Source organism: Bacteroides propionicigenes, from assembly GCF_018390535.1.
GTDB lineage: Bacteria > Bacteroidota > Bacteroidia > Bacteroidales > Bacteroidaceae > Bacteroides > Bacteroides propionicigenes.
The window spans coordinates 1-12,034 of the sequence record NZ_JAHBBW010000022.1 but is presented as its reverse complement, the minus strand read 5'-3'; the positions used below and the strand labels follow the sequence as shown (position 1 = coordinate 12,034).

The following is a 12,034-nucleotide window of genomic DNA, read 5'->3' as shown; positions in this document are numbered from 1 at the left end:
GCAGATGAGCAACTGCATGCTCTCTGCCCGTTTTCTATGGTACAAGGCAATTATAATAAAGCCATTTTTATTTTTCCCTGAAAAAAGTGTCGGTTATTTCATTGCAGAACAAAACATTTATGTAATTCTGGAAGATTTTTATAACCACTTTATTAGCAAGCAGTTCTGAGGATAAGGTAAAAATGAGGTAATGATTTGGCAACCCTGTCTATTTCTACGTTCTGCTGTGAGTTGCTGTCAATGTCTCTCGTCTTGGTACAAAAGTAGCAATAAAAATCGGATACACATCAAAATGTCCCATGATTTTTATCACAGGACGTTTTTTATCTTCGCTGAATAATCCGGTTTAACCGTTACTTCTATTTTCGGCAAGTTGCGGGCTATGATTGCTGAAATTTATACTTTAATCCATACTCTTCCAACTTGCTATACAGCGTTGTACGTCCGATTCCGAGCAATTCGGCGGCAACCTTGCGGTTTCCGTTTGCCTGCTTCAACGCGCGTAAGATGCGTTCCTTGTCCTCCGCATCGTTTCGCAAGGCGAAGCTGACAGGTGAGGTCGGTTTCGTTACGGCAAGTTCCAGATGCTCTTTCATGACAACTCCCGTCTGTGCCTGCAACACCGCGCCCATTATCTTCTGCCGAAGCTCAGGGACATTACCCGGCCACGGATGGGTCAGCAATGTCTTACGGGCTTCCGCATCGAACCCAGTCACGCTACATTCCAATTCATTGTTGGCAATCTCACGGAAGAACTCCGCCAACGGCATGATGTCCTCCTGACAGTCACGCAAGGGCGGAACAGTTATCTCGAAGTCGTGCAAACGGTACAGCAAATCCTGTCGGAAACGTTTTTCAATGACCGCTTTCTCCAGATCCTCGTTGGTGGCGGCGATGATGCGGACATTGAAGCTCTTGTCCGTCTTGTCACCTATAGGGCGGTATCTCCGTTCCTGTATGGCACGGAGTAACATCTGCTGGGTTTCCAATGCGAGATTGCCTACCTCATCCAAGAACAATGTGCCACCCTCTGCCTCATTGAAGTATCCTTTCTTTGTGCTGTCCGCACCCGTAAACGCGCCTTTGACATGTCCGAAGAATGCCGAGGGCGCAAGGTCTTTGGAGAGTGAACCGCAGTCCACAGGCACAAACGGTTTCCCTGCCCTTTTGCTCTTATCATGCAGATGGTGGGCGATATGCTCCTTGCCCGTGCCGTTCTCTCCGAATATCAGCACGCTCATATCAGTAGGGGCAACTAATCTTATCTGTTGCATGATTTTCTGAAAGGCGGAACTGTCACGGGCAAAAACGGGCATACGATTTCGTCCGATACTCCGTTCTTTCAGGATGGTATGAAGCAGAGGCATAAGTTTATCCTCCACAAGCTGCTTGGGGATATAGTCCAGCGAGCCGAGTTTCATACTTTCGACTGCCGTATGCACTTCGGCATAGTTGGTCATGATGATTAACGGTTGTGTCATGCCTTCCTTGCGCATCCATCGTAATAGGTCGATGCCGTCACCGTCGGGTAGTCGTAGGTCAGAAACCACGATGTCCCCGTCTGAGGCTTGTTGCAGAAGTTTCTTCGCGGTCGAGAGGTGGTAAGCCTGCACGGTACGGAATCCTTCCCGTGCCAGCAGGTTGCAGACAAACTCGCAATACACGATATTGTCCTCCACCACGATGATTCTTGTTTTATCCATTTTCGTATTTTTCCTTTCTTCTTTTGCCTGCCGGATAATTTCAGCACCTTTATCCAGCACAGCCGGTCACCGCTTTGCATATCGCTTCGTCATCTGGAGTGGCACTTCCATGAAGTTGGGCGTAAAGTTCCCTCAATGGCTGGTCGGCACGGAGAATCTGCCATGAACTTCGCAGATGGTGTGTAAGTGTGTCCAGTTCTTGGAGGTCTTTACGCTGTTCTGCATCCTTGACCGCCTGCATTTCCTTTTCGGTTTCCGCTATCAGTTTGTCCAGCATGACGGATTCATTGCCATAAGATAGCAGAGTGGAAAAATCCGGCTTTTCATCCAATATGCTGCTTAATGCGCATTTATCCGTAATCTCCATCAGTTCGGATATGGAGAACGGCTTGAACAGGCATCCGGCAAATCCACGCCCTATAAGTTCCTCCTTGCTGCAACTGCCCGAAGCGGTTGTCACGACTATGGGAATACTCTTCGAGTTGCCTACATTGGATGAGCGCAACAGTTCCAGCAGTTCAAAACCGCTTATCTCAGGCATATTCAGATCCGTCAGAAGCAGGCTGTATTCCTTTTTTCGTATCAGCTCCATCAGTACCGAAACATTGGTACAGGTATCGCAGTGCATCCCTTCATGGGCATACATTTCTTTCAACATAAGGAGAAGTACCTCGTCATTGTCGATGGCAATCACATCATGGCAGATATGATTATGGCGCATTTGCGCTTGAATTGTCTGTTCCGGCAGTTCCTCGGCTGTCTGCATGAGAATTTCCACCGTGAAGCGGCTCCCTTTGCCTTTCTCGCTTTCCAAGCGTATAGTTCCACCGAGCATCGCCACAATACGCTGCACGATGGACAATCCTAATCCGAAGCCGTCTTTTGCGGCGGCATTTGAAAGACGTTCAAATGCACCGAATACTCGTTGTTGCTCATCTTCGGTCATGCCCGTACCGGTATCTTCAACGATAAGTTTCAGCAAACCGTTATCATAATCCGCTGCCAATGATACACTACCGTTATCCGTGAACTTGATGGCGTTTGACAACAAGTTGTTGCCGATTTGCAGGATACGTTCCTTGTCGGTCAAAACCACCGCATCGGTGTGGCTCTCCACTATCAAAGTCAGACCCTTGTTCATGGCAATGGGCATGAACTCCGTTTCAAGAATATGCGTGATTGCGGAAATCCTGCAAGGGGAAAGGTTGGGTTGCTCCTTGCCGTTGTCCAGACGGAAGAAATCCAGCAGCGTGTTGAGCATCTCCCGCATACGCTCGGAAGATTGCCGGATATTATCCACATACATGGTGCTTTTATCCGCGCTACAACTTTTCTGCATCAGTCCGGCATAGCCTCATTTTGTCAATCGTATTTTTTCGTGGTAGAAGTAGTTTACGATGACAGGTTTGCCTTTTTCCGAGCGTCCGTATGGCAGATCGTTTATACGATACGGGAAGCCCTGCTCCTTGGCGTAATTTGAAATGTCCTGCTCCAATGCCTGCCAGTATTCAAGCCTTTTTTTATTGTAAATTTCCTCGTAAAGCGGTATGAGGTCAGGATACTTCTCACGGATATACGTCATTATCCCGCCTTTGAACTGCCCGCGTAAATTCAGGTTTTCAAGCCAGATTAAATCAGCATAATCTTTTACCTCCTCTATTATTGCCTTCACGTCTGTTATTCTGGGGAATATGGGCGAGACGAAGCATACGGTGCGGATACCTGCCTCGTATGTCTGACGCATCGCTTTCAGACGGCGTTCAATGCTTACGGCGTTGTCCATATCTGCGCAGAACTGCTCGTCGAGCGTATTGACAGACCATGACACAGTCACTTTGGGAAAACTCTTCAACAGGTCGAGATCGCGAAGGACAAGATCGGACTTTGTGCATATCATAATCTCGGCATCGCTTCCTCGCAGCTCTTCGAGCAGCCTTCGGGTACGGTGGAATTCTTCTTCATACGGATTGTAACCGTCCGTCACAGACCCTATTACAACACGTTCACCGTCGTATTTATGAGGATTCGTTATCGGCTTCCAGTTTTTTACATCTAAAAACGTACCCCACGGCTCGGTGTGCCCGGTGAACCGTTTCATGAACGATGCGTAGCAATACCTGCAGGCGTGGGGACACCCTACATAAGGGTTGACCGAATATCCTCCCACCGGCAGAGAGGATTTGGTCATTACACTCTTTACATCTATTTCCTTTATTGTATCCATATTCATTGTATTCGTCTGGTAAATTGTTCCGGCAATTCCTGAATCATTCTTTCGTCGCCCATAATCGGCAGCAAATCCTCTTTCATGAACACCGGTATGCCATGAGCCTTTGCCTGTTCTGCAATGCTAAGCACCCATTCGGGGCGCGAATATGACTTTCCTTTTCGGTTTCCGGTCTCTGTGCCTATGACAATCCAGTCAATTCCCTCGAAATCAATCTCGCCGATATCATCGAAGAGAGGTTCAAACGTGACATGGTAGTGTCGTGCTTTGATATTCTTTTTCAAATCATCAATCCTCCTTTTCTCGGAACTGCGCGTGACGGTCACGCCCATCCATACGTTCTCGTCGTCAGAGGAGAAACTGATTTTGTCAGGGCGCTTCGTCAGAAAGATATAGGCGTGCTGGGGATTGCTGCTGATCCGCTCGAAAATTTCTGCGTTCCATTCAGGCTTCCAATCGGAGAAATCGCTCATTCCTGTCATGAGCCACACATGAGGACGGGACGTATCGATGATGCGCAGTTTTCGTTCCATGTATTCAGGCACGGAAAAGTCGTCGGTAATGTGGAAACGGCGGCAGTTGTTACGGGCATAGCAGTAAGGGCATCCTATAGTGCACCCTACCACTATGTTCATGTTTTTTATCAGGGATTTAATGCAGACACTCATAACACAACTGTTTCTCCGTCCTCCGGGATAATCAGCCGGCTCATGTCGGCTTCGTGATGCGTTGCCTCATTGCGCAGAATTGCACGGGTGGTCTGGCAATGGTCGATGGCATCCATGTGTACGGCTATCAGCTTGATATGCGAAGGCAATTCGTCAAGTATCTGCATCACTTCGTTCTCGTCGGGGATGATAGGACCGTCCGTTTTGGAAAATTCGGGAAAGATTGCACCTCCGGAGTTTACCACGATATAGTCAGGATTGAACCGTTCCACGGTGTCTCGGATACATGCTTCCCATCGGCAGTCACCCATTATATAAACGGTCGGGAAGCCCTCGGCTTTTAGCACATAACCTGATACAGGTCCCATCATCTGCCCGATCTGCCCGAAACCATGATGTCCGGTCGTGCGGTAAATGGATATGCCGTCTATTGTTTTTATTTCTTCGATGGGTATCACATTTGTAAATCCGTCGTTTCTGATGGCGTCCGCGTCCTGGGGCTGAACGTAGAAAGGAATTTCTTTGGGCAAATGTGTGGGGACACTCGGCTCGTAATGGTCGATGTGATTGTGGGTCAGGAGCACCATGTCCACGCCTCCGATAATATCCTGAATAGGAATGGTGAGGTGTACCCTCGGTGTTTTATTCACACCGAGGGCCGATATCAAAGTGCCTTTGTCGGCTAAAACGGGGTCAATTAGCATGGTGTGTCCCGCATACCTGATTTTCAAGGTGGCATTGCGCACCAATTGTACTGTGGATGTCTTTTTCATGACTATATGTCTTGTTATTGATTACGGGTGCAAAGTTCGGAAGAATCCGGCGAAACATCTATGCCTGAAAAAACGGTAATTATGCCATTTTGATAAATGAAATTATTATCTTTGCAAAAACGACAAGGATATGGACGAGATAATCAACCCTGATCGACTGGTCAGCGTACCGTTCAACAAGACACGCTGCGGCGTGGATTTTTACATCAATACTGCCATAAACAAGGACATCGGACTTGTGCTGACAGAAAACAAGCGGTTTAAGACAGACTTCTTCAGCTTCTACTTTTTCCGTAAGGCAAACGGATATTTGCTACTGAACTTCCGCAAGATTGAACTGCGCGACGGCATGGTTCTCCTGCTTTCACCCCATCAGCAACAAGAGTGGCATGTAGATGAGACGGCGTTGGATTACACGTTCCTTATATTCCGCGAAGATTTCATGCGTACTTTTATCGCCGACAAGTTCTTCGTTTTTCGCCTTTTGTATTGTTACCAGACAGATACGCCGCCTTACATCAATGCCACACATGACGAAATGAAGGAATATATGCGGCTGCTCGGAAAGATTAAGTATGAGCTGATGAATCCAGTGTCCGATACGTACAATATCATTGTTTCCTTACTATATTATCTTTTGCTGATTATCAATCGTACATACGCTGCCGCCTATTGCTTGCCCGCTGAAATTGCTAAAAACAATTTCGCTTTTCGGTTCAAGGACTTGTTGGAACAGAATATCCGCACCCACCAGCGGGTGCAGGAATATGCAGACATGCTTCATGTCAGTCGCATCACACTCAATAACTCAGTAAAAGCCCAATTCGGAGTATCAGCTACCCATTTGATAAAACAACGTCTGCTTGAGGAACTGAAGAACGAATTGCTATTCTCCAACCGCACTGTCAGTGAAATGGCGGATGATTTCAATTTCTCTGATCCGAGCCATCTCATGCGCTTCTTCAAACAGCAAACAGGCAAAACATTTACTCAGTACATGACGGATTACAATAAAGGCATATACGAATAACTTCTTAATATAGTCGATAGCGGCTATCGAAATATGGTTGTTGATGTTCAGGCGTTTTTGTACTGCATGAACCATTTTACGATTTCTGGATCTTCGTGCGAGCCGAGTAAGAAAGGCTTGTCGGTATCCAGCGTCTTTATCCGTGCCATGTCGTCGGCCGACAGGGTGAAGTCTAATATGTCGAGATTCTGCTTCATGCGTTCCGGTTTCACAGACTTAGGAATAATTATGCACACTGATATTTATCGCGCCCGGACAGGTGTTCGGTGCGGAAGATGACGGCATGCAGTTCCAACCAGATGGCTACCTGCTTATGTTCCATCCCGACCTGCTGCGGAATACACCTCTCGGGCGGATAATGCGTGAATATTCGTTCTTTTCCTACGAGACAAACGAGGCATTGCACCTTAGTGTGGAAGAACGGCAAATCATCATGGATTGCTTCCACAAGATTCAATATGAATTGAACCATCCGATACACCGTCACAGCAAGAACCTCATCACAGACAGCATCAAGACGTTCCTTGATTACTGCACACGTTTCTATGACCGCCAGTTCATCACACGCGACAACCAAAACCGAGACATCCTCGCAAGATTTGAGCGGTTGCTTGACGAATACTTCCATGATGGGGCTGCTAAACGGATAGGCTTGCCCACTGTACAGTATTGTGCAGACAAGCTCTGCCTCTCGCCCAACTATTTCAGTGATTTATTGAAAAAAGAAACAGGTTCAACCGCCCTGCATTTCATTCATGACAAGTCTATTGAAATAGCCAAGACGGAACTTGCATCTACAGACGACACCGTTAATGAAATCGCCTATAATCTCGGTTTTCAGTACCCGCAACATTTTACCCGACTGTTCAAGAAAGAGGTAGGTTACACTCCGAATGAATATAGAGCGCAAGTGTCGTGAGAATTGGATTAGTACGAGAGTGTAAAATAAACACATAGCGAAAAAGTAAATTTGGGTAAAACGTAGCGAATTAGCTGATACAGCGTTCGTTACGCTTTGTTTTTCTATGGGACAGAGCCAACGAAATACCACCTCGAAGCCAAACAGCGCAGAAGTTCAGTTACCACCTCATTACCCCCGTAACGGGTGTGAATTTCTTGCTAAATGGTTCTGTTTCTGCGATTTGCGTAATTTTGCATAGCAGTCGGTAACTCACTAATAACTAATTTTGTAACCAAAAAAAGGAGTGAGTTATGCGTAGTACATTCAAGGTATTATTTTACGTGAAGAAAGGCAGCGAGAAGCCGAACGGCAACCTGCCTTTAATGTGCCGTATCACGGTGGACGGCGAGATTAAACAGTTCAGTTGCAAGATGGACGTTCCCCCACGGCTGTGGGACGTGAAGAACAACCGTGCTTCGGGCAAGAGCGTCGAAGCGCAGAGAATCAACCTTGCGGTAGATAAAATCCGTGTGGAAGTAAACCGCCGCTATCAAGAGTTAATGCAGACGGACGGTTATGTTACCGCCGCCAAACTCAAAGACGCCTATCTCGGTATCGGCGTCAAGCAGGAAACTTTGCTGAAGCTGTTCGAGCAGCACAACGCCGAGTTCGAGAAGAAAGTCGGGCACAGCAGGGCGCAGGGTACATTTACCCGTTATCGGACGGTCTGCAACCATATTCGGGAGTTCCTGCCCCATACCTACAAGCGTGAGGATATTCCATTAAAGGAACTCAACCTCACGTTCATCAACGACTTCGAGTATTTTCTGCGCACGGAGAAGAAATGCCGCACCAATACCGTGTGGGGCTACATGATTGTGTTGAAACACATCGTTTCCATAGCGAGGAACGACGGGCGTTTGCCCTTTAATCCCTTTGCGGGATATATCAACTCTCCCGAAAGCGTGGACAGGGGCTACCTCACCCAAACGGAGATACAGACGCTCATGAACGCACCGATGAAGAACGCCACCCACGAGCTTGTACGGGACTTGTTCGTCTTTTCTGTTTTCACGGGTTTGGCGTATTCGGACGTGAAGAACCTCACCGCCGACCGCCTGCAAACATTCTTCGACGGCAACCTGTGGATAATCACCCGAAGAAAGAAGACCAACACCGAATCGAACATCCGCCTTTTGGACGTTCCCAAGCGTATCATCGAGAAGTACAAGGGGCTGGCAAGGGACGGTCATGTTTTCCCCGTTCCGAACAACGGCAGTTGTAACAAGATACTCAAAGATATAGGCAGACAATGCGGCTTCAAGGTACGCTTGACCTACCATGTCGCACGCCACACGAACGCCACGACCGTACTTCTGTCGCACGGCGTACCCATCGAAACGGTGAGCCGCCTTTTGGGGCACACGAACATAAAGACCACCCAAATTTACGCCAAAATCACCGCCCAGAAGATAAGCCAAGACATGGAAACCTTGTCGCACAAGTTGGAAGATATGGAGAAGAATATCTGCCGAGCCATCTAATTAAGAACAGAATACCGATGAAAGAAGAAAGGAACATTATCACGATGGACGGGCAGGGCAATATCTCCCTGCCGAGCGATATAGGCGCAACCGCCATGACCGAGCGGGAAATCTGCGAACTGTTCGGGGTTATCGCCCCGACGGTTAGGGCAGGGATAAAGGCACTCTGCAAAAGCGGAGTTTTATCTATATATGACATAAAGCACATTATCCGCCTATCGGACAAATACAGCGCGGAGGTTTACAACCTCGAAACGATAGCCGCCCTCGCTTTCCGTGTCGAATCGTTCGGGGCGGCGAAAGTCCGCAGGGCATTATTAGAGAGGATTATACACGGGCGAAAAGAGAAAACGACGGTATTCGTGTCGGTTGTTTCGGACGGCAAGCCCAACAGCCGTTGGAAAGCATGATGATATACCAACATACCAACATGCAAACGTACCAGCATACCAGCATGCAAACATGCAAACCTATCACTATGGTGATATATATTGCAGGGTCTATTTCTCTTTTCAGAGGAAAGCGGAGCAATCGTTTTCGTTTACAAAGGCAAAGCAAGCACGGGGCTTTACGTCGGCTAAAAGGTCAGGCGGCTGCGCCGTTTCCCAATAAATCTTCCTCTCGCTTCGCTGCGAGCGTATTTATCGGGAAAACCTTGTATCCGACCGCCCCGTGCAAAAGAGCCTTTGAAAACGGAAACGACCGCCCCGCCACCCACCGACCGAAAGGAAAAAAATAAGGTGGGGTTACGGGCAAGCAGGCGGCAGGGACAGCCATAGCCGAAAGGCAGACGGGCAGGCAGACGGCACGCCGCAGGGTATTTACGGAGAAAATACCGTAGCTTATTAGGGAATTTTCCGAGCCGCAATACTACGTATCGCTGAAAATTCCCCAATAAGGCAAGGGGTAAGCCCCTCTGCACACCCCATCGGGGACGGCATTTGCCGCCCCGAAGATACGAAAAATCATTGTTTCACAAGTCAAGGAAGAAAGGAAAAATATATGGGTTTCGTAGTTTTACACATGGAAAAGGCGCACGGCAGCGACAGCGGAACGACCGCACATATCGAGCGTTTCATCATACCGAAGAACGCCGACCCCACACGCACGCACCTAAACCGCAGGCTTATCGAATACCCCGACGGGATAAAAGACCGTTCGGCGGCTATACAGCAGAGATTAGAAGAAGCGGGGCTGACACGCAAAATCGGAAGCAACCAAGTACGGGCAATCCGCATCAACGTATCGGGAACGCACGAGGACATGAAGCGGATAGAGGAAGAGGGGCGTTTGGACGAGTGGTGCGCCGACAATCTGAAATACTTCGCCGACACGTTCGGAAAGGAGAACATCGTGGCGGCTCACCTGCACAGGGACGAGGAAACGCCGCACATACACGTTACACTCGTCCCCATCGTCAAGGGAGAGCGCAAGCGCAGGAAAAGGGAGGAACAGACGAAGAAGCGATACCGCAAGAAGCCGACCGACACCGTGAGGCTGTGCGCAGACGATATTATGACACGGCTGAAATTGAAGTCCTACCAAGATACCTATGCCGTGGCGATGGCGAAATACGGGCTGCAAAGGGGCATAGACGGCTCGAAAGCTCGCCACAAGTCCACGCAGCAGTATTATCGGGATATACAGAAACTCTCCGACGACCTCAAAGCGGAAGTGGTGGATTTGCAGCAGCAGAAAGAAACGGCACAGGAGGAACTAAGACGGGCGAAAAAAGAAATACAGACCGAGAAGCTGAAAGGGGCGGCAACCACCGCAGCCGCCAACATCGCCGAGAGCGTCGGTTCTCTTTTCGGCAGTAACAAGGTCAAGACGCTGGAAAGGGAGAACACCGCCCTGCATAAGGAGGTAGCCGACCACGAGGAAACCATCGAAGCCCTGCAAGATAGGATACAGACCATGCAGGCAGACCACAGCAGGGAGATACGGGAAATGCAGCAAAAGCACGGCAGGGAGATAGCCGACAAGGACACAAGGCACAAGCAGGAAATATCGTTTCTGAAAACGGTAATCGCAAGGGCGGCAGCATGGTTTCCCTATTTCCGTGAAATGCTCCGTATCGAAAACCTCTGCCGCCTTGTCGGGTTCGATGAAAGGCAGACCGCAACGCTCGTCAAGGGAAAGCCGTTGGAGTATGCAGGGGAACTCTACTCGGAGGAACACGGACGGAAATTCACGACCGAAAGGGCAGGTTTCCAAGTGCTGAAAGACCCCACGGACGGGACTAAATTGGTTCTTGCCATCGACCGAAAGCCCATTGCCGAGTGGTTCAAGGAACAGTTCGAGAAGTTAAGGCAGAACATACGCCGACCTATACAACCGCAAAGGAAAGGCAAGGGATTCAAGCTATAAATGTTAAATCCTGCCCGATTTGCCGAAAAAAGTGCGGTACGCTGTTCGTGGTGTACTGCACTTTTTTTATATTTGTTCGCAAGGTGATATACTTGAAGAAAATAACAGCCGATTTCGCTGTTAGCACAATGTTATGCGGCAGCTTAAAAGACGACACCAAACCAGAAAAATCATCTTGACAACCACCCGACTTTGAACTACGAAGGATGAAATTTTTCAGGGACAACTTCCAGCATTTCCAAAAAACAGTTTACCCATTGACTTGGAGACAAACAAACAATTTGAGCATTAAGGTTTAAACCGAATTTTTCCGAAATTGACCTGACCTGACTTTTCCTGAAAATCGACTTTAAAGCTGTTTTTACAGATAAATCAGGTTTCTCTAACAGACAGGAAATAAATGCTAAGTATTTGGCTTTAAACTTAAAATCAAAAAATAACTGTTTTCTTTTAATGTTTAACAGGGCTGATTTGACAGTTGGCGGTGGAAAGAAACTTTCAGGACCTACCTCATAGACAAGTTTCAAATCAAAAAAAGTATGATAGAAAACGGTATATGGATTGTAAAGCTTCCTCGAAAATAACTTTTGTGTAGGTTCTAACTGAAGGACAATGGAACCTCCCAGAAAATTTCCAAGACTCTCAAACATCAGGATTTTGAAAATATCGGAAGTAATGCCATAAGGAATATTTGACACCCCATCGCGAGCGACTATGTCAACGCGCTGAAAAAACACGTGGGCAACCTGGAAACAAGAAAATGCAAGGGAGTTCCCTACAAGCGTATACACGGCCGTAATATTTTCGTGGAGGACCTG

12 protein-coding genes and 1 pseudogene are annotated in these 12,034 nt (G+C 47.9%); 5 read left to right on the top strand and 8 right to left on the bottom strand.

Annotated elements, in window-relative coordinates; all coding sequences use genetic code 11:
- Positions 1–380: 380 nt before the first annotated feature.
- From KG118_RS17080 to KG118_RS17060, 5 genes and pseudogenes are all read right to left on the bottom strand, one after another.
- Positions 381–1,703 carry a sigma-54-dependent transcriptional regulator gene (locus tag KG118_RS17080; protein ID WP_213388587.1) on the bottom strand — a complete coding sequence of 441 codons (1,323 nt, stop codon included), beginning with the start codon at positions 1,701–1,703 and terminating at the stop codon, positions 381–383.
- Positions 1,696–3,057, bottom strand: a pseudogene (locus KG118_RS17075) (hybrid sensor histidine kinase/response regulator); the annotation flags it as partial. The gene KG118_RS17080 and the pseudogene KG118_RS17075, both read right to left, overlap by 8 nt.
- Entirely contained in the window at positions 3,058–3,933 is an 876-nt protein-coding gene (locus tag KG118_RS17070) for a radical SAM mobile pair protein B (RefSeq protein WP_004329298.1), read from the bottom strand.
- Positions 3,930–4,598, bottom strand: coding sequence for a radical SAM mobile pair protein A (locus KG118_RS17065; protein ID WP_004329299.1), 669 nt, complete (start codon positions 4,596–4,598; stop codon positions 3,930–3,932). Before KG118_RS17065 ends, KG118_RS17070 begins: the two co-directional genes overlap by 4 nt.
- Positions 4,595–5,371 (bottom strand): MBL fold metallo-hydrolase, encoded by a 777-nt coding sequence (locus KG118_RS17060; protein WP_004329300.1) that lies wholly within the window; start codon positions 5,369–5,371, stop codon positions 4,595–4,597. Before KG118_RS17060 ends, KG118_RS17065 begins: the two co-directional genes overlap by 4 nt.
- Before the next feature lie 130 nt (positions 5,372–5,501).
- Between KG118_RS17060 and KG118_RS17055 the strand changes: the two genes are divergently transcribed.
- Positions 5,502–6,401, top strand: a complete 900-nt coding sequence (locus KG118_RS17055) for a helix-turn-helix domain-containing protein (protein WP_004329302.1) — start codon at positions 5,502–5,504, stop codon at positions 6,399–6,401.
- A 47-nt stretch (positions 6,402–6,448) separates the two neighbouring features.
- Here the strand turns inward: KG118_RS17055 and KG118_RS17050 are convergent, their stop codons facing one another.
- A complete protein-coding gene (locus KG118_RS17050) occupies positions 6,449–6,598 on the bottom strand; it encodes a hypothetical protein (RefSeq protein WP_004329303.1) in 150 nt (49 codons plus the stop codon).
- Positions 6,599–6,684: 86 nt separating this feature from the next.
- On the opposite strand from KG118_RS17050, the gene KG118_RS17045 reads away from it, so the two are divergent.
- The 3 genes from KG118_RS17045 to KG118_RS17035 all read left to right on the top strand — a co-directional run bounded on the left by KG118_RS17045 (position 6,685) and on the right by KG118_RS17035 (position 9,256).
- Positions 6,685–7,320, top strand: coding sequence for a helix-turn-helix domain-containing protein (locus tag KG118_RS17045; protein WP_224201639.1), 636 nt, complete (start codon positions 6,685–6,687; stop codon positions 7,318–7,320).
- 293 nt (positions 7,321–7,613) lie between these two features.
- Positions 7,614–8,846, top strand: a complete 1,233-nt coding sequence (locus KG118_RS17040) for a site-specific integrase (RefSeq protein ID WP_004293706.1) — start codon at positions 7,614–7,616, stop codon at positions 8,844–8,846.
- Positions 8,847–8,863: 17 nt separating this feature from the next.
- The gene (locus KG118_RS17035; RefSeq protein WP_004293707.1) at positions 8,864–9,256 is read left to right on the top strand and encodes a hypothetical protein; all 393 of its coding nucleotides are present in this window, start codon (positions 8,864–8,866) and stop codon (positions 9,254–9,256) included.
- Between the two features lie 167 nt (positions 9,257–9,423).
- On the opposite strand, the gene KG118_RS17030 is transcribed toward KG118_RS17035, so the two are convergent.
- Complete coding sequence (locus KG118_RS17030; protein ID WP_155272781.1) at positions 9,424–9,741, bottom strand: hypothetical protein; 318 nt, start codon at positions 9,739–9,741, stop codon at positions 9,424–9,426.
- Positions 9,742–9,848: 107 nt separating this feature from the next.
- Between KG118_RS17030 and mobV the strand changes: the two genes are divergently transcribed.
- On the top strand, positions 9,849–11,216 hold the full coding sequence (gene mobV, locus KG118_RS17025) for a MobV family relaxase (RefSeq protein WP_008999098.1): 1,368 nt from the start codon (positions 9,849–9,851) through the stop codon (positions 11,214–11,216).
- A gap of 197 nt (positions 11,217–11,413) precedes the next feature.
- On the opposite strand, the gene KG118_RS17020 is transcribed toward mobV, so the two are convergent.
- The coding region (locus KG118_RS17020; protein ID WP_249671506.1) for an rRNA adenine N-6-methyltransferase family protein at positions 11,414–12,034 on the bottom strand (621 nt) is incomplete at its 5' end.